Source organism: Nocardioides lacusdianchii (genome assembly GCF_020102855.1).
GTDB classification, from domain to species: domain Bacteria; phylum Actinomycetota; class Actinomycetes; order Propionibacteriales; family Nocardioidaceae; genus Nocardioides; species Nocardioides lacusdianchii.
The window spans coordinates 23,830-39,782 of sequence record NZ_JADHZD010000023.1; the positions used below are offsets into that span (position 1 = coordinate 23,830).

Below are 15,953 nucleotides of genomic sequence, written 5' to 3' on the forward strand. Positions count from 1 at the left end.
GGTGATCACAGCGGCACGGCGTCTGGAACGCTGCGACCACTGTAGCCCCAGCCCGGTCGTTGTCGGCAAATGTCTGGGGATCAGCGCGCCGGGCGGTGGTCGACGATGCGACGCATCTTCCCGACCGAGCGCTCGATCGAGGCCACGTCGACCACGTCCACGGTCACGCTGACACCGATCGACGCCTTGATCCTGCGGGCGAGCTCGGCCTCGGCGGCTGCCACCTCGTCCGGCGTGGTGTGCTCGCGGCGCTCGACCCGGACGGTGAGGGTGTCGAGGTTGCCGCTCCGGTCGAGGTGGCACTGGAAGTGCGGCGACAGCGCCGGCAGCCCGAGGACGATCTCCTCGATCTGGGTCGGGAAGAGGTTCACCCCGCGCAGGATGATCATGTCGTCGGTGCGGCCGGTGATCTTCTCCATCCGCCGCATCGTGCGGGCCGTGCCCGGCAGCAGCCGGGTGAGGTCGCGGGTGCGGTAGCGGATGACCGGCATGGCCTGCTTGGTGAGCGTGGTGAACACCAGCTCCCCCTCCTCGCCGTCGGGCAGCACCTCGCCCGTCACCGGATCGATGATCTCGGGGTAGAAGTGGTCCTCCCACACGTGCAGGCCGTCCTTGGTCTCCACGCACTCGCTCGCCACGCCGGGACCGATCACCTCGGACAGGCCGTAGATGTCGACGGCGTGCATGTCGGTGCGCTCCTCCATCTCGCGGCGCATGTCGTTGGTCCACGGCTCGGCACCGAAGATCCCGACCTTGAGCGAGGTCGAGCGCGGGTCGACGCCCTGCGCCTCCATCTCGTCGATGATCGAGAGCATGTAGGACGGCGTCACCATGATCACGTCGGGCTCGAAGTCCACGATCAGCTGCACCTGGCGCTGCGTCATGCCTCCGGAGACCGGCACCACCGTGCAGCCGAGGCGCTCGGCCCCGGCGTGGGCGCCGAGTCCGCCGGTGAAGAGCCCGTAGCCGTAGGCGTTGTGCAGCACCATCCCGCGGCGCCCGCCGGCCGCGCGGATCGAGCGGGCCACGACGTCTGCCCACATGTCGAGGTCGTCGCGGGTGTAGCCGACCACGGTCGGCTTGCCGGTCGTGCCGCTGGAGGCGTGGAGGCGTACGACGTCCTCGCGCGGCACCGCGAACATGCCGAACGGGTAGTTGTCGCGCAGCGTCGCCTTGGTCGTGAACGGCAGCCGGGCCAGGTCGGCCAGCGACCCGATGTCGTCCGGGCCGACGCCGGCCTCGTCGAAGGCGCGGCTGTAGTGGGGGACGTGGTCGTAGGCGTGGCGCACCGACCACCGGAGCCGCTCGAGCTGCAGGGCGCGCAGGTCCTCCAGCGGAGCGGTCTCGATCCGGTCGAGGTCGCCGGGCCGGGGTGTCAGGTCGAGCACGGTGTGGTCCTCCGGGTCGCGGGCGTGTCGGGGGTGTGGGTCGTGGGAAGGTGTCCGGCATGGCAGAGAGGTCGGAGGGCGCGTCGCGTCGGGGACGCCCCGGCCACGACCAGCAGGCCGTGGTGCGGGTGGCGGTCGACCTCTTCAACCGGCAGGGCTACGACGCCACGAGCGTGGGCGACGTGGCCCGGGAGCTGGGGCTGACGAAGTCGGCGATCTACCACCACGTGCCGAGCAAGGAGCACCTGCTCCAGAGCGCCGTGGACGAGGCCCTCGACGCCCTGACCGCGGCGCTCGACGCCGTGTCGACCACCGACGGCCTCGACGCCGAGCAGCGCCTGCGCGCCGCCGTACGCAACAGCGTGACAGTGCTGGTCGACCACCTGCCCGCGGTGACCCTGCTGCTGCGGGTGCACGGCAACACCCCGGTCGAGAAGGCGGCGCTCGCGCGCCGGCGGGGCATCGACGAGCGGCTGGCCGACATGGTCCGCGACGCGGTCGACGAGGGCGTGCTCCGCGACGACCTCGACCCGCTCGTGATCAGCCGGCTGCTCTTCGGGATGGTGAACTCGCTGGTCGAGTGGGTGCGCCCCGGCGTGGAGGCGGCACCGCTGACCGACGCGGTGGTGGCGCTGGCCTTCGACGGGCTCACCCACGGGGCGCAATCCCCCGGTCCGCGCCCCTCGGATCAGGCAGGGTCCGGCTCCGGCCGCGGAACTCCGCGATGACCTCGCCTGCCTCGGGGTCGTCGGCGCGCACCGTGACGTCGTAGATCCCCGACCGGCCGCGGCGCGAGACCTCGCGCGCCTCCGCGTGCAGGACCTGGCCGAGGCGACCCGGCTGGAGGAAGTCGATCGAGAACCCCGCTGCCACCGTCACCGGCCCGTGGGAGTTGCAGGCCAGCGCGAAGGCGGAGTCGGCCAGGCTGGCGATCACCCCGCCGTGGCAGAGGTCGTGGCCGTTGACCATGTCAGGCCGCACGAGCATCGACACCCGCGCGCGACCGGGCGCCACCTCGACCGCCTGCATGCCGAGCATCGCGCTGGCCGCGTCGTCGGCCCACATCCCCATCGCCGCGTCGTGCACGTCGGCCTAGGCGTCGAAGTCGACGGTGACGGCGTCGCCGAGCGGGAAGCTCTGGCAGGTCAGCACGAAGCCGGCCTCGACCTCGGCGGGCTCGAGCGCGTAGTTGCGGCGCATGTCGACCTCGCCCTCGACCACCTTCGCGCGGCAGGTGCCGCACACGCCGCCCTTGCAGGCGAAGGGCAAGTCCGAGCGCGTGGCCTGGGCGCTGTCGAGGATGCTCTGGTCCTGCGGCAGCGCCGCCGTGGCCGAGAGGCCGTCGAGCACCACCGTGACGTCGGTGGTCGCGCCCTCGCGCACCGCGACGGGACGGTGGAGCTCCGGCGGCGGGGCGTCGACGTAGAACAGCTCGGCGTGCACGCGGTCGTCGGCGACGCCGAGCTCGCGCAGCACGTCGCGCGCCTGCTCGACCATGGCGTACGGCCCGCACAGCCAGACGTGGTCGAACCGGCCGACCGGCAGCAGCGAGGTGAGGATGCGCCGGATCCGGTCGGCGTCGAGCCGGCCGGAGAACAGCTCGACGTCGCGCGGCTCGCGCGACAGCACGTGCACCAGCTGGAGGCGCGCGCCGTGGGAGTTCTTGAGGTCGCCGAGCTCCTCGGAGAACATCACCGAGGAGGTGGTGCGGTTGCCGTAGACCAGCGCCACCTCGGCGTCGCCGCCCGCGAGCAGCGACCCCGCGATCGACAGCATCGGGGTGATCCCCGAGCCCGCGGCGAGGCACAGGTGCCGCCCACCGGTGGCGGGATCGACGGTGAAGCTGCCGGTCGGGACCTGCACGTCGACCTCGTCACCGGGGCGGACGTCGCGGACCAGCCAGCGGGAGAACAACCCGTCCGGGATCTCACGCACCCCGATGCGGGGAGCCGCGCCCGCGGGCGCGCAGATCGAGTAGGTGCGGCGCTCCTCGCGCCCGTCGATCGTGCGGCGCAGGGTCAGCGACTGCCCCGGCGCGAAGTCGTACTCCCCCGCCAGGCCCGCCGGCACGTCGAAGGTGATCGCCGCGGAGTCGTCGGTCAGCGGCTCGACGCGCGCGACCGTGAGCGTGTGGAACGCGGCCGATCGCGTACGCCGTGGGGTGTCGAGGACCGTCATCAGATCTCCTTGACGTGCTCGAAGGGCTCCGCGCACGCGGTGCAGCGGTAGAGGGCCTTGCAGGCGGTGGCGCCGAACTCCGAGGTCAGCTCCACCTCGGTCGACGAGCAGCGCGGGCACGCGAGGTCGCGGCGCACGGGCAGGAGCGTCAGGGGGACGGGACCGGCGCGGTGGGGCGTGGGACCGGGAGCGGAGAGACCGTGGTCGCGCAGCGCCTGCCGGCCGCGGTCGGTGATCCAGTCGCTCGACCACGCCGGGGACAGCGAGACCTCCACCGTGGCGGTGTAGCCGGCATCGGCGAGGCGGTGGACCAGGTCGTCGCGCATCGTGGCCATCGCCGGGCAGCCGGAGTAGGTGGGCGTGATCGTGACGGTGACGCGACTCCCCTCCTCGCGCACCCCGCGCAGCACGCCGAGGTCCTCGAGGGTCAGCATCGGCATCTCGGGGTCGGTGACCGACGCGGCGACCTCACGCGCGCGCACGCTCACCACCGGCCCGTGGGGTGGGCGCGGGCCACGACCTGCATCTCGGCGAGCATCCGCGACAGCGCCTCGGAGTGCAGGCCGTCGCGTCCGGTGCGACCGCGTACGCCGGCCAGCGGCTGGCCGTCGGGACGGTCGACCTCGCTCACGGCGAGCACCTGCTCGAGCACCACCTCGACCGCGCTGGCCACGGAGTCCGGGGCGACGCCGACGCCGGCCTCGGCCACGGACTGCTCGACGGGGTGCGTGGTGAGGAGCTCGGGGTAGAGGGGCCACAGCTCGCGCAGCGCCGCCTCGAGGCGTCGGCGGGACTCGTCCGTGCCCTGGGCGAGGGTGAGGAACCAGCGGCCGGCGTAGTCGCGGTGGTAGGCCAGCTCCTTGACGCCCTTGACCGCGATGGCGGAGAGCACCGGGTCGCGGCTGGAGGCGAGCTGCTCGAGGAGCGCGAGCCGCACGCTGGAGAAGAGCAGCAGCCGCACGACCGTGTGCGCGAAGTCGCCGTTGGGGACCTCGGCCAGCCGGACGTTGCGGAAGTCACCGGCCTCGCGGAAGAACGCCAGCGCGTCCTCGGCAGGGACCGGCGAGCCCTCGGGCAGCGCGGGCACGACGGCGGGGTCGGCAGCTGCGGCCCGTGCGAGCAGGAGCCGCGCCTGGCCCAGGAGGTCGAGCGCGGTGTTGGCCAGCGCGATGTCCTCCTCGAGGTCGGGGGCACGGCTGCACCACTCCGAGAGCCGGTGCGACATCACGAGCGCGTCGTCGCCGAGCATCAGGCAGTAGGCCGCCAGGGCCGCGGGGTCGACGTCGGCGGGGACCGTGGTGTCGACCCCGGCCAGCGGGTCCTCGAAGTCTGTGCCGAAGGCCCACTGGGAGGAGTCTCCGGCGACCTCGTGGTGCTCGAGCAGGCCGTCGTAGGCGCTCCCGGCGGACACGTTGGGGTCGGGGGTGAGGTGCGACATCGGGTTCCTCACATGTGGGGGACGTCGTCGGGGATGGAGTAGAAGGTCGGGTGGCGGTAGACCTTGTCGCCGCTGGGAGCGAACATCGGGTCCTTCTCGTCCGGGCTGGACGCGGCGACGTGGCGCGCCTGCACGACCCAGACGCTGACGCCCTCGTTGCGGCGGGTGTAGACGTCGCGGGCGTGGCGCAGCGCCATCTCGTCGTCGGCGGCGTGCAGCGAGCCGACGTGGACGTGGTTGAGGCCGCGCTTGCCGCGCACGAACACCTCGTAGAGCGGCCACTCGCGCTCCGAGCCGTGCCCCGGCTTCGCCGCGGGGACACCCTGGAGCGGGACCGCGCCGTGGCCGCCCTCGGTGGTGAAGTCCTGCCCGCTCACGCGCGCGCCGCCTCTCGCTGGCGGTCGGCGAAGGCCAGGGCCGCCTCGCGGACCCAGGCGCCGTCCTCGTGGGCCGTGCGGCGGTGCGCGATGCGCTGGGCGTTGCAGGGACCGTTTCCCTTCACGACCTGCATGAACTCGTCCCAGTCGGGCTCGCCGAAGTCGTGGTGGCCGCGCTCGGCGTTCCACTTCAGGTCCGGGTCGGGGAAGGTGACCCCGAGGGCCTCGGCCTGCGGCACGGACATGTCGACGAAGCGCTGGCGCAGGTCGTCGTTGGTGTTGCGCTTGATCCCCCACGCCATCGACTGGGCGGTGTTGGGCGAGTCCTCGTCGGGCGGGCCGAACATCATCAGAGCCGGCCACCAGAACCGGTTCACCGACTCCTGCACCATCGCGCGCTGCTCCTCGGTGCCCTGCATCATCGTCATCAGCAGCTCGTAGCCCTGGCGCTGGTGGAAGGACTCCTCCTTGCACACCCGGATCATGGCGCGGCCGTAGGGACCGTAGGACGTGCGGCACAGCGGGACCTGGTTGCAGATCGCCGCACCGTCGACCAGCCAGCCGATCGTGCCGACGTCGGCGTACGACAGCGTCGGGTAGTTGAAGATCGAGGAGTACTTCTGGCGGCCCTCGATGAGCATCTCGGTCAGCTCGCCGCGCGAGACGCCAAGGGTCTCGGCCGCGGAGTAGAGGTAGAGCCCGTGGCCGGCCTCGTCCTGAACCTTGGCCAGCAGGATCGCCTTGCGGCGCAGGCTCGGGGCTCGGGTGATCCAGTTGCCCTCCGGCTGCATGCCGATGATCTCGCTGTGCGCGTGCTGGGCGATCTGGCGCACGAGGGTCTTGCGATAGCCCTCCGGCATCCAGTCGCGGGGCTCGATGCGCTCGCTGCGCGCGATCGTGTCCTCGAAGCGCGCCTCCAGCGCGGACAGCTGGGCGTCGGTCGCCGTGTCGCTCGTGGTCACCGCTCCTCCTCCGGATGGGCTTTACTGACCGAACGGTCTGTATTACTTTTGCACGACGCGCCCCGTGCGTGCAAGCACCGGGGAGCACCCGCGTGCCCCGCCCCTCCCCCGGACCCGATGGAGCCGTCGTGACCCGTTTGCTCGAGAGCTACGCCGCAGGACGCTGGTTCACCTCCTCCGCCGAGGGCGACCCGCTGCTCGACGCCTCCACGGGCGAGGAGGTCGCGCGCATCTCCAGCTCCGGCCTCGACCTCGGCGCGATGGCCCACCACGCCCGCGCCGTGGGCGGCCCCGCGATCCGGGCGCTGACGTTCCACGAGCGCGCCCTGCTCCTCAAGGAGCTCGCGACCCACCTGACGGGTCTCAAGGACGAGCTCTACGAGCTGTCGCTGCGCACCGGCGCGACCCGGCGCGACTCGATGATCGACATCGACGGCGGCTTCGGCACCGTCTTCAGCTACTCCTCCAAGAGCCGCCGCGAGCTCCCCAACGACGTCGTCGTGTGCGACGGCGACCTCGAGCAGCTCGGCCGGACCGGCATCTTCATGGGCCAGCACGTCTACACCTCGCGCCCCGGCGTGGCCGTCCAGATCAATGCCTTCAACTTCCCCGTCTGGGGCATGCTCGAGAAGCTCGCGCCGGCCTTCGTCGCCGGGCTCCCCTCGCTGGTCAAGCCGGCCAGCCAGACGGCGTACCTCACCGAGCTGGTCGTGCGCCGGATCATCGAGTCGGGCCTCCTCCCCGAGGGCTCCCTCCAGCTGCTGTCGGGCTCGGCCGGCGACCTGCTCGACCACCTCGGCGTGCAGGACTCGGTCGCCTTCACCGGCTCGGCGCACACCGCCGGCATCCTGCGCCAGCACCCGTCGGTGCTGCACGGGGGCGTGCAGCTCCAGGTCGAGGCAGACTCGCTCAACTGCTCCGTGCTCGGACCCGACGTGGCCGCCGGCGACCCCGAGTGGGACCTGTTCGTCAAGGGCGTCGTCACCGAGATGACCGCCAAGGCAGGCCAGAAGTGCACGGCCATCCGTCGCGTCATCGTGCCGTCGGCGGTCGCCGACGAGATGACCGAGGCGATCCGGACGAGGCTCGCGTCGGTCACGGTCGGGCACCCGGACGACGAGTCGGTGCGGATGGGTCCGCTCGCCTCGCTCGGCCAGCGCCAGGAGGTCCGCAAGGCCGTCGAAGCACTGCGGTCGTCGTGCGACGTCGTGCTCGACGAGGTCGAGGTCGTCGGCGACGGCCGCGGCGCCTTCATGTCGCCGGTGCTGCTGCGCGCCCGCGCCGGAGCCGTCGAGCCCCACGACGTCGAGCCCTTCGGGCCGGTGTCGACGGTGATGACGTACGACTCGCTCGACGAGGCGATCGCACTGGCCGCGCGCGGCAAGGGCTCGCTCGTCGGTTCGGTCGTGACGCACGACCCGGCCGTCGCCCGCAGCCTCGTCCTCGGCCTGGCTCCGTGGCACGGCCGCATCCTGGTCCTGGACCGTGACGACGCGCCCGAGTCGACCGGCCACGGCTCGCCGCTGCCGATGCTGGTGCACGGCGGCCCCGGTCGCGCGGGTGGCGGCGAGGAGCTCGGCGGCGTACGCGGCGTGCTGCACCACATGCAGCGCTCGGCGATCCAGGCCTCTCCCGACATGCTGACCGCGATCACCGGTCGCTGGACGCGCGGCTCGCAGCGCACGGTCACGCCCGAGCACCCGTTCCGCCACTCGCTGGCCACGCTCGCGGTCGGCGACACGATCGTCTCCGAGCCGCGCGTGATCTCGCTCGAGGACATCGACCACTTCTCGGACTTCACCGGCGACACGTTCTACGCCCACACCGACCCCGAGGCGGCGGCCCAGAACCCGCTGTTCGGCGGGATCGTCGCGCACGGCTACCTCATCGTGTCGATGGCGGCCGGCCTGTTCGTCGACCCTGCGCCGGGGCCCGTGCTGGCGAACTTCGGGGTCGACAACCTCCGCTTCCTCACCCCGGTCAAGGCCGGCGACGCGATCCGGGTGACGCTGACGGTCAAGCAGATCACCCCGCGCTCGTCCGCCGACTACGGCGAGGTCCGCTGGGACGCCCTGGTGGTCAACGGCGACGACGAGCCGGTCGCGACGTACGACGTGCTGACACTGGTGGCGAAGGACGCCTCCTGACGCAGCGGCCGGTATACGTTCGGGCCATGGCGAAGAAGAGCTGGTCCGACATGACCCCGACGCAGAAGAAGATCGTCGTCGCGACGGGGATCGCAGAGATCGCCCTGACCACGTGGTGCCTGCGCGACCTCAAGCAGCGACCCGCGGAGCTGGTGCGCGGACCGAAGGTGCTGTGGGGACCGGCACTGTCGGTGCAGCCCGTGGGCCCGATCGCCTACGTGGTGTGGGGCCGCAGGCGCTGAGGCGTCACCCGGAGTAGGTGACCTCACTGGTCCAGCCGTCGTCGTCACGCGCGACCGCTGCCCAGATCGCGTCGGCGACCCGGTCGGGGGTGAAGGCACCCTCGCGGGCCAGGGCGCCGCGCACCGTCACCGAGACCGCACGGATCCCGTCGGGGGCCAGGGTCTTGTCGAGGCTGTGGACCAGGTTGCGCACGCCGGCCTTCTGCACGCCGAGCGAGGCCGCGCCCTCCCACGGCCGGTCCGCGGCCATGCTGCCGGTGACGCTGATGCGGGCGCCGGACGACAGGTAGGGCCGTGCCGCCTGCACGACGGTCAACAGCGCTCCGACGCCGAGCGCGACGTCCTCGAGCAGCTCGTCGACGGTGAGCTGCAGCGGGTCCTTCTCGCGGAAGGCACTCGGGTTGAAGTGCAGCACGTCGATGCGTCCGGTGTGATCACCGAAGCGGCGTACGGCGTCGCGTGCGGCCTGCTCGTCGGTGACGTCGGCAACCGTGTGGCCGACCGTCGCACCGCGGGCCTCGAGGTCGGGCACGAGCGCGTCGATGACCTCCTGGTCCTGACCGAGGAGCGCCACGTCGTAGCCCTCCTCGGCGAACCGGCGGGCCACCGACCCGCTCACGCCCGGACCGGCTCCGACCACCACGACCACGGGTCTGCTCATGGCACGTTCCTACCGCATCGTCACGGCTTGTGGGGGTGCTCCCCCGTGGGGTCGTCCGGGATGGCGTCAGGTCCCTGGGGGCCCTCGTCGGCCCTGTCGGGATGGGGGTCGGGCTGCCCGGCCACGGAGTCGCCCGAGCTGATCGGCTCCCCGAACTCGGAGGCCGTCTCGGAGACCTGGCCCTCGTTGCCGTCCTGGTCGGTCTTCGGGTCCTGTCCGTCGGTGTTGTCCATGACCACACACAAGCACCGCGCACCTGACGCGGGCTCACCTGAGCGGGTGGTGGACGGCCGCGCCGAGGTGGTTAACGTCGACGCATGACGCGTTTCGGGTACACGTTGATGACCGAGCAGAGCGGCCCGCGAGAGCTGGTGTCCTACGCCGTCTCCGCCGAGCGGGTCGGCTTCGACTTCGAGGTGATGAGCGACCACTACTCGCCCTGGCTCACCGAGCAGGGGCACGCGCCGTACGCCTGGACGGTGCTCGGCGCGGTCGCGCAGGCGACCAGCGACGTCGGACTGATGACGTACGTGACGTGCCCGACCCTGCGCTACCACCCCGCGGTCGTGGCCCAGAAGGCCGCCACGCTGCAGCTCCTGGCCGAGGGACGCTTCACCCTCGGGCTCGGCAGTGGCGAGAACCTCAACGAGCACGTCGTCGGCGAGGGCTGGCCGGCGATCGCCGAGCGGCAGGACATGCTCGCGGAGGCGATCGAGGTGATCCGCGCGCTGCACACCGGCGAGCTCACCGACCACCGGGGCGAGTTCTTCCAGGTGGACTCGGCGCGCATCTGGGACGTCCCCGAGCAGGGCGTCGAGATCGGTGTCGCCGTCGCCGGGGACCGCGCCATCGCACGGTTCGCCCCGCTCGCCGACCACCTCGTGGCGGTCGAGCCGAAGGCCGAGATCGTCGAGTCGTGGAACGACGTCGAGGGCGCAGCCCGCATCGGCAAGGACGCCCGCGCGATCGGTCAGATCCCGATCTGCTGGGACCCCGACGAGGACGCTGCCATGGCGCGGGCGCACGAGCAGTTCCGCTGGTTCGCCGGCGGCTGGTCGGTCAACGCCGACCTCCCCACGCCTGCGGGCTTCTCCGCCGCGACCACCTTCGTGCGACCCGAGGACGTGGCCGGGTCGATCCCGTGCGGACCCGACCTCGATGCGATCGTCGAGGCCGTGTCGGCCTACTGGGAGGCGGGCTTCACCGACGTCGCCCTGGTGCAGGTGGGCGACGAGGGGCAGGACCGCTTCCTCGACGAGGCGGCCGGTCCGCTGCTGGAGAAGCTGCGGGCCGCCGCCCCGTCCTGAGTGACCGCAGCGGCGCTCAGCGCCAGCCGAGGTCCGGCGCGACCTGGGTCAGCACCGTCTCGAGCACGTGGGCGTTGTAGTCGACGCCGAGCTGGTTGGGCACCGTCAGCAGCAGGGTGTCGGCCGCGGCGATCGCCTCGTCGTCGGCGAGCTCCTTGACCAGGATCTCCGGCTCGGCGGCGTACGTCTTGCCGAAGACCGCGCGGAGGTTGGCCTCGATCTGGCCGAACTGGTCGGTGCTGGCGCCCTCGCGGCCGAAGTACATCCGGTCGAGGTCGGTGGTGATCGGCATGATCGAGCGGCTCACCGACACGCGCGGCTCGCCCTCGTGGCCCGCCGCCTTCCACGCATCGCGGTAGACCTCGATCTGCTTGCGCTGCTGGACGTGGAAGGGCTCTCCGGTCTCGTCCGCCTTCAGCGTCGAGCTCATCAGGTGCATGCCCTTCTCCGCCGCCCAGCGCGCGGTGGCGTCGGAGGCGGCGCCCCACCAGATGCGATCGCGCAGGCCCGGCGAGTGCGGCTCGATGCGCAGCAGCCCCGGCGGGTTGGGGAACATCGGGCGCGGGTTGGGCTGGGCGAACCCCTGCCCCTCCAGCACCTGGAGCAGCACCTCGGTGTGGCGGCGCGCCATGTCGGCCTGGTCCTCGCCCTCGGCGGGGGCGTAGCCGAAGTAGCGCCAACCCTCGATGACCTGCTCCGGTGATCCCCGGCTGATGCCGAGCTGGAGCCGGCCGCCGGAGATGAGGTCGGCCGAGCCGGCGTCCTCGGCCATGTAGAGCGGGTTCTCGTAGCGCATGTCGATCACGCCCGTGCCGATCTCGATGCGGCTGGTCCGGGCGCCGACCGCGGCGAGCAGCGGGAAGGGCGAGGCGAGCTGCCGCGCGAAGTGGTGCACGCGGAAGTAGGCGCCGTCCGCGCCCAGCTCCTCGGCCGCGACCGCGAGGTCGATCGACTGCAGGAGCGTGTCGGAGGCCGAGCGCACGGCCGACTGCGGCGAGTCGGTCCAGTGGCCGAAGTTCAGGAACCCGATCTTCTTCATGACTGGTTCAACGCTCAACTTCCCTGGTTGTTCCCGTCGGCGGGGCGGTCGTCCCGGCGTGCGGGGGCCAATAGTCCAGTGACGGATGGCTGTCTCGACGGAGCCTGTACGACCGTTCGTCACTGGACTACCCCCTTGACCTCGAGAGTGACCGATGTGCAATATATTGCATGCCCATCCCGGTCGACGCTCCCCCGATCCGCACCGTCCTGCTGCGCGACACCGTCCACGACCGGCTGCGCGACCTGATCGTGGAGGGCACCCTCGCGCCCGGCGAGGTGGTGCGCGACACCGATCTGGCCGCGCGCCTCGGCGTGAGTCGTACGCCCGTGCGCGAGGCGCTGCTGCGCCTGGGCGAGAGCGGCCTGGTCCGCGCCGCCCCCGGACGTTCCACCGTCGTCGCCGAGATCGACCTCGCCGAGGTGCGCGAGGCGCACGCCGTCGTGGTCGCCATGCACCGCCTCGCCGTCGCCGAGTCGGTCGCCCGGCTCACTGCCGACGACCTCGACCGGATGCGTGCGGCCAACCGTCGCTTCGCCTCAGCCATCGCCGACAGGGACACCGTCGCCGCGCTCGCCGCGGACGACGACTTCCACCAGGTGGCGGTCGACGTCGCCGGCAACCGTGCACTGGCCACGGTGCTCGACCAGTTCAGCCCGGTCGTACGCCGCCTCGAGCTCCGCCGCTTCGCCTCCCACGCCGGCACCGAGTCGGTCGGGCTGCACGACCGGCTGGTCGAGGCGTGCGCGAATGGCGACGCGCAGGCCGCGGCGGACGTGGCCTTCCGCACCTGGCAGAACCTGGCCGACCTGATCCCCGACGCCGACACCCACACCGACCCCGCCTCACAGGAGACCCCGTGATCCTCGAGCAGTTCCCCCGCCACCCGCTGACCTTCGGCCCCTCGCCGGTCCATCACCTGAGGCGGCTCAGCGACCACCTCGCCGCCCGCGGCGGCGGCGCGCAGGTGTGGGCCAAGCGCGAGGACGTCAACAGCGGCCTGGCCTTCGGCGGCAACAAGGTCCGCAAGCTGGAGTACATCGTCCCCGACGTGCTCGCCAGCGGCGCCGACACGCTCGTCTCCATCGGCGGCTTCCAGTCCAACCACACCCGCCAGGTCGCCGCCGTCGCCGCCCACCTCGGCCTCAAGTGCCGCCTGGTGCAGGAGAAGTGGGTGCCGTGGGACGACCCCACCAACACCCAGGTCGGCAACATACTGCTCAGCCGGATGATGGGTGCGGACTCGCGCCTCGACCCGCACGGGTTCGACATCGGCATCCGCGACTCGTGGAAGGACGCGATCCGCAAGGTCGAGGAGTCCGGCGGCACGCCGTACGCCATCCCGGCGGGCGCGAGCGAGCACCGCCTCGGCGGCCTCGGGTTCGCCAACTGGGCCTTCGAGGTCGCCGAGCAGGAGAAGGCGCTCGGCGTCACCTTCGACACGATCGTGGTCTGCACCGTCACCGGCTCGACGCACGCCGGGATGATCGCCGGGTTCGCCGCGCTCGAGGACCTCACCGGCGTACGCCGCCGGGTGATCGGGATCGACGCGAGCGCCACGCTCGAGAAGACCCGCGACCAGGTCGCCCGGATCGCGCGGCACACCGCGGAGCTGATCGAGCTCGGCCGCGACCTGCGCGACGACGAGATCACGGTGCTCGAGGGCTGGGCCGGCGAGCTCTACGGCCTGCCGGTCGACTCGACGATGGAGGCGATGGCCCTCGGCGCGCAGCTCGAGGCGATGATCACCGACCCGGTCTACGAGGGGAAGTCGCTCGCCGGGCTCATCGACCTCGTCGAGTCGCGTGACATCCCGGCCGACTCGCACGTGCTCTACGCGCACCTCGGCGGGCAGCCCGCGATCAACGCCTACCACTCCCTCTGGCCGGCGCAGGGCTGAAGCACTCGCTAGCGTCGGGCACATGCCGGAGCGACCCGTCGACCTGCCCGCCGCCCTGGCCTGGGCCTCGTCCGAGGTCGGGTCCCCGGTCGTCGCCTCCGATCCCCTCGAGGGCGGGCTGACCTCGACGATGCTCGCGCTGCAGCACGCGGACGGCAACGAGTCCGTGCTGCGGCTGATGACCAACGAGCCGTGGCGCACGCACGGTGCCGAGCTCACCGCCCGCGAGCGGGACGCCCAGCTCGCGATGGCGGGCACCCCGGTGCCCGCACCGACCAGCCTGGCCCTCGACGCGGACGGCACCGTGGCGGGCGTCGCCGCGCACCTGATGTCCCGCCTGCCCGGCTCGGCGACGGGCACCCCCGACGACCGGGCGATCCGCGCGATGGCCGACCTGCTCGCGACCGTCCACGCGCAGCGCCCCCCGCACCCGTTCCGCACCTTCCAGTCGTGGGCGTGGGAGGCCAAGCGGGTCGTGCCGGACTGGACCCGCCACCCGCGCGCGTGGGAGCGCGCGTTCGAGGTGCTGGCCGGGCCGGCTCCGGCGTACGAGCCGACGTTCCTCCACCGCGACTTCAGCCACCGCAACCTCCTGTGGTCGGGCGGCGCGATCAGCGGCGTGGTCGACTGGGTGGAGACCTCGACCGGTCCCGCCTGGCTGGACGCGGCGCACGCCGCCTCGAACCTCGCCGTGGCGCACGACGACGAGCGGGCGCTGGCCTTCCTCGAGGCGTACGCCGACGCGGCCGGCGGGTGCGGCGACGCCTACTGGCTCGTCATGGATGCCGTCGGCTTCCTGCCGCCGCCCGGGCGGCCCCCGATGTTCGGGCGACCCGAGCATCTCGCGCGCCTCGACGCCTGGCTGCTCGAGGTCGTCGCGCAGGTCGGCTGAGCGGGCCTCAGCCGAGCGCGAGGTCGACCGCGGCGAGCGCGTGCAGCCGGGTGGTGGCGAAGACGGGTACGTCGACGTCGTCCGCACCGAGCAACAGCTCGATCTCCGTGCAGCCGAGCACAACGCCCTCGGCGCCGGCCTCCACCAGCCTGCCGACCACCTCGACGTAGGCCGCGCGCGAGGGCTCGCGGACGACACCGTGGACGAGCTCGTCGTAGATCACCCGGTGCACCGTCTCGAGGTCCTCGCCCGACGGGACGAGCGCCTCGACCCCGTGGGCGGCCAGGCGGTCGCGCACGAAGGACTGCTCCATCGTGAAGCGGGTGCCGAGCAGCGCGACCCGGCAGAGCCCGGCCGCGCGCGCGGCGGCAGCGGTCACGTCGACGATGTGCACGAGCGGCATCGTGGTCGCAGCCTCGATGGCGTCGGCGACCTTGTGCATCGTGTTGGTGCAGAGCACGAGGCACTCCGCACCCGCCGCCTCGAGCGCCGCCGCCTCGCCCGCGAGCAGGTCCCCGGCAGCGGCCCAGTCCCCCGCGGCCTGCATCGCCTCGACCTCCGCGAAGTCCACCGACGACATCACGACGCGCGCCGAGTGGTAGCCGCCGAGACGCTCGCGCACCGCCTCGTTGACGATCGCGTAGTAGAGCGCCGAGCTCTCCCAGCTCATCCCGCCGAGCAGGCCGATCTTCCGCATCGCGTGCGCCATGGCGGCCATTGAACACCCGTCCGCTGTCGGCCCCCGGGTCTAGCGTGGCGCCCATGGCAGCACCGCTGATCACGACCGACGGATTCCGGGTCTTCCCGGCCACCCACGCCCGCTTCGACGACGTCCGCACGATGATCGGCCCGAAGAACCCCACCTCCAACGTCTGCTGGTGCCTGAGCCACCGCATCCCGGCCAAGGACAACCGGGAGCTCGCAGGCCAGGCGCGCGCCGACTTCGTCGAGGCACTGACCCGCCGGCGCACCAAGCCCGGCGTGCTGGCCTACGACGGCGACGAGGTCGTCGGGTGGGCCGCGGTCGCGCCGCGTGCCGACCTGCCGTTCGCCCGCTCCACGAAGATCCCGCACGTCGACGACCTGCCGGCGTGGTCGGTGTGGTGCCTCCGGGTGCGCCCCGGGCACCGCGGCCGCGGCATCTCGCACGTGCTGCTCGAGGGTGCGGTGGCCTACGCCGCCCACCAGGGGGCACCGGTCGTCGAGGGCTACCCGGTCGACAACCGTGGCGAGAAGGTCGACCTGACGATGGCCTACGTCGGCACCCGCGCGCTCTTCGAGGACGCCGGCTTCACCCTCGCCGCGGAGACCACCGCGACCTCCGGCGGCTTCCCCCGGGTCGTCGTCCGACGCACCCCCTGAACACGCCGAGGGCCGCCGGCTCGCCTCCGGCGACCACCGTTGCTACCTTTGTCCAGTAAG

19 protein-coding genes are annotated in these 15,953 nt (G+C 72.3%); 8 read left to right on the forward strand and 11 right to left on the reverse strand.

The genetic code is table 11. The features are described from left to right. Positions 1–80: 80 nt before the first annotated feature. Positions 81–1,388 carry a phenylacetate--CoA ligase PaaK gene (paaK, locus tag IRX98_RS20690; protein WP_224280023.1) on the reverse strand — a complete coding sequence of 436 codons (1,308 nt, stop codon included), beginning with the start codon at positions 1,386–1,388 and terminating at the stop codon, positions 81–83. A gap of 59 nt (positions 1,389–1,447) precedes the next feature. On the opposite strand from paaK, the gene IRX98_RS20695 reads away from it, so the two are divergent. Beyond that, on the forward strand, positions 1,448–2,116 hold the full coding sequence (locus IRX98_RS20695) for a TetR/AcrR family transcriptional regulator (protein ID WP_224280025.1): 669 nt from the start codon (positions 1,448–1,450) through the stop codon (positions 2,114–2,116). On the opposite strand, the gene paaI is transcribed toward IRX98_RS20695, so the two are convergent. The 6 genes from paaI to paaA are packed head-to-tail and all read right to left on the reverse strand — an operon-like array spanning position 2,037 to position 6,343. Next, positions 2,037–2,459: a hydroxyphenylacetyl-CoA thioesterase PaaI gene (paaI, locus tag IRX98_RS20700; RefSeq protein ID WP_224280028.1), complete on the reverse strand. Its 423-nt coding sequence runs from the start codon at positions 2,457–2,459 to the stop codon at positions 2,037–2,039. The genes IRX98_RS20695 and paaI overlap by 80 nt on opposite strands. A gap of 21 nt (positions 2,460–2,480) precedes the next feature. Further along, positions 2,481–3,566, reverse strand: a complete 1,086-nt coding sequence (gene paaE, locus IRX98_RS20705) for a 1,2-phenylacetyl-CoA epoxidase subunit PaaE (RefSeq protein WP_224280030.1) — start codon at positions 3,564–3,566, stop codon at positions 2,481–2,483. Then, on the reverse strand, positions 3,566–4,054 hold the full coding sequence (paaD, locus tag IRX98_RS20710; RefSeq protein ID WP_224280032.1) for a 1,2-phenylacetyl-CoA epoxidase subunit PaaD: 489 nt from the start codon (positions 4,052–4,054) through the stop codon (positions 3,566–3,568). The genes paaE and paaD overlap by 1 nt, the downstream gene beginning before the upstream one ends. After that, on the reverse strand, positions 4,051–5,004 hold the full coding sequence (gene paaC / locus IRX98_RS20715; RefSeq protein ID WP_224280034.1) for a 1,2-phenylacetyl-CoA epoxidase subunit PaaC: 954 nt from the start codon (positions 5,002–5,004) through the stop codon (positions 4,051–4,053). The genes paaD and paaC overlap by 4 nt, the downstream gene beginning before the upstream one ends. A gap of 8 nt (positions 5,005–5,012) precedes the next feature. Further along, on the reverse strand, positions 5,013–5,381 hold the full coding sequence (gene paaB, locus IRX98_RS20720; RefSeq protein ID WP_443683818.1) for a 1,2-phenylacetyl-CoA epoxidase subunit PaaB: 369 nt from the start codon (positions 5,379–5,381) through the stop codon (positions 5,013–5,015). Next, the gene (gene paaA, locus IRX98_RS20725; RefSeq protein WP_224280036.1) at positions 5,378–6,343 is read right to left on the reverse strand and encodes a 1,2-phenylacetyl-CoA epoxidase subunit PaaA; all 966 of its coding nucleotides are present in this window, start codon (positions 6,341–6,343) and stop codon (positions 5,378–5,380) included. The genes paaB and paaA overlap by 4 nt, the downstream gene beginning before the upstream one ends. Before the next feature lie 128 nt (positions 6,344–6,471). On the opposite strand from paaA, the gene paaZ reads away from it, so the two are divergent. Both paaZ and IRX98_RS20735 read left to right on the forward strand, forming a co-directional pair. After that, a complete protein-coding gene (gene paaZ / locus IRX98_RS20730) occupies positions 6,472–8,490 on the forward strand; it encodes a phenylacetic acid degradation bifunctional protein PaaZ (protein ID WP_224280038.1) in 2,019 nt (672 codons plus the stop codon). 26 nt (positions 8,491–8,516) lie between these two features. Continuing rightward, positions 8,517–8,732: a hypothetical protein gene (locus IRX98_RS20735; RefSeq protein WP_224280040.1), complete on the forward strand. Its 216-nt coding sequence runs from the start codon at positions 8,517–8,519 to the stop codon at positions 8,730–8,732. Between the two features lie 4 nt (positions 8,733–8,736). Here IRX98_RS20735 and IRX98_RS20740 read toward each other — a convergent pair whose 3' ends face one another. Continuing rightward, complete coding sequence (locus tag IRX98_RS20740; RefSeq protein ID WP_224280043.1) at positions 8,737–9,393, reverse strand: SDR family oxidoreductase; 657 nt, start codon at positions 9,391–9,393, stop codon at positions 8,737–8,739. A 20-nt stretch (positions 9,394–9,413) separates the two neighbouring features. Next, positions 9,414–9,626 carry a hypothetical protein gene (locus IRX98_RS20745; protein WP_224280045.1) on the reverse strand — a complete coding sequence of 71 codons (213 nt, stop codon included), beginning with the start codon at positions 9,624–9,626 and terminating at the stop codon, positions 9,414–9,416. 84 nt (positions 9,627–9,710) lie between these two features. Between IRX98_RS20745 and IRX98_RS20750 the strand changes: the two genes are divergently transcribed. Further along, positions 9,711–10,700, forward strand: coding sequence for an LLM class F420-dependent oxidoreductase (locus IRX98_RS20750; RefSeq protein ID WP_224280047.1), 990 nt, complete (start codon positions 9,711–9,713; stop codon positions 10,698–10,700). A gap of 16 nt (positions 10,701–10,716) precedes the next feature. Here the strand turns inward: IRX98_RS20750 and IRX98_RS20755 are convergent, their stop codons facing one another. Continuing rightward, entirely contained in the window at positions 10,717–11,739 is a 1,023-nt protein-coding gene (locus IRX98_RS20755) for an LLM class flavin-dependent oxidoreductase (RefSeq protein ID WP_224280049.1), read from the reverse strand. A 170-nt stretch (positions 11,740–11,909) separates the two neighbouring features. Here IRX98_RS20755 and IRX98_RS20760 point away from each other — a divergent pair, with 170 nt between their 5' ends. The 3 genes from IRX98_RS20760 to IRX98_RS20770 are packed head-to-tail and all read left to right on the forward strand — an operon-like array spanning position 11,910 to position 14,531. Further along, positions 11,910–12,602 carry a GntR family transcriptional regulator gene (locus tag IRX98_RS20760; protein WP_224280051.1) on the forward strand — a complete coding sequence of 231 codons (693 nt, stop codon included), beginning with the start codon at positions 11,910–11,912 and terminating at the stop codon, positions 12,600–12,602. Next, on the forward strand, positions 12,599–13,639 hold the full coding sequence (locus IRX98_RS20765) for a 1-aminocyclopropane-1-carboxylate deaminase (RefSeq protein WP_224280053.1): 1,041 nt from the start codon (positions 12,599–12,601) through the stop codon (positions 13,637–13,639). The genes IRX98_RS20760 and IRX98_RS20765 overlap by 4 nt, the downstream gene beginning before the upstream one ends. Positions 13,640–13,661: 22 nt before the next feature. Beyond that, positions 13,662–14,531: a phosphotransferase family protein gene (locus tag IRX98_RS20770; protein WP_224280055.1), complete on the forward strand. Its 870-nt coding sequence runs from the start codon at positions 13,662–13,664 to the stop codon at positions 14,529–14,531. Between the two features lie 7 nt (positions 14,532–14,538). Here the strand turns inward: IRX98_RS20770 and IRX98_RS20775 are convergent, their stop codons facing one another. Then, positions 14,539–15,240, reverse strand: coding sequence for an aspartate/glutamate racemase family protein (locus IRX98_RS20775; protein WP_224280057.1), 702 nt, complete (start codon positions 15,238–15,240; stop codon positions 14,539–14,541). Between the two features lie 53 nt (positions 15,241–15,293). Between IRX98_RS20775 and IRX98_RS20780 the strand changes: the two genes are divergently transcribed. Further along, positions 15,294–15,893 carry a GNAT family N-acetyltransferase gene (locus tag IRX98_RS20780; RefSeq protein WP_224280061.1) on the forward strand — a complete coding sequence of 200 codons (600 nt, stop codon included), beginning with the start codon at positions 15,294–15,296 and terminating at the stop codon, positions 15,891–15,893. Positions 15,894–15,953 lie beyond the last annotated feature (60 nt).

Coding starts and splice junctions, on each gene's coding strand:
- IRX98_RS20695 (WP_224280025.1), top strand. CDS start 1,448: ATGGCAGAGAGGTCGGAGGGCGCGTCGCGTCGGGGACGCCCCGGCCAC.
- paaI (WP_224280028.1), bottom strand. CDS start 2,459: ATGGGGATGTGGGCCGACGACGCGGCCAGCGCGATGCTCGGCATGCAG.
- paaE (WP_224280030.1), bottom strand. CDS start 3,566: ATGACGGTCCTCGACACCCCACGGCGTACGCGATCGGCCGCGTTCCAC.
- paaC (WP_224280034.1), bottom strand. CDS start 5,004: ATGTCGCACCTCACCCCCGACCCCAACGTGTCCGCCGGGAGCGCCTAC.
- IRX98_RS20735 (WP_224280040.1), top strand. CDS start 8,517: ATGGCGAAGAAGAGCTGGTCCGACATGACCCCGACGCAGAAGAAGATC.
- IRX98_RS20740 (WP_224280043.1), bottom strand. CDS start 9,393: ATGAGCAGACCCGTGGTCGTGGTGGTCGGAGCCGGTCCGGGCGTGAGC.
- IRX98_RS20745 (WP_224280045.1), bottom strand. CDS start 9,626: ATGGACAACACCGACGGACAGGACCCGAAGACCGACCAGGACGGCAAC.
- IRX98_RS20750 (WP_224280047.1), top strand. CDS start 9,711: ATGACGCGTTTCGGGTACACGTTGATGACCGAGCAGAGCGGCCCGCGA.
- IRX98_RS20755 (WP_224280049.1), bottom strand. CDS start 11,739: ATGAAGAAGATCGGGTTCCTGAACTTCGGCCACTGGACCGACTCGCCG.
- IRX98_RS20760 (WP_224280051.1), top strand. CDS start 11,910: ATGCCCATCCCGGTCGACGCTCCCCCGATCCGCACCGTCCTGCTGCGC.
- IRX98_RS20770 (WP_224280055.1), top strand. CDS start 13,662: ATGCCGGAGCGACCCGTCGACCTGCCCGCCGCCCTGGCCTGGGCCTCG.
- IRX98_RS20775 (WP_224280057.1), bottom strand. CDS start 15,240: ATGGCGCACGCGATGCGGAAGATCGGCCTGCTCGGCGGGATGAGCTGG.
- IRX98_RS20780 (WP_224280061.1), top strand. CDS start 15,294: ATGGCAGCACCGCTGATCACGACCGACGGATTCCGGGTCTTCCCGGCC.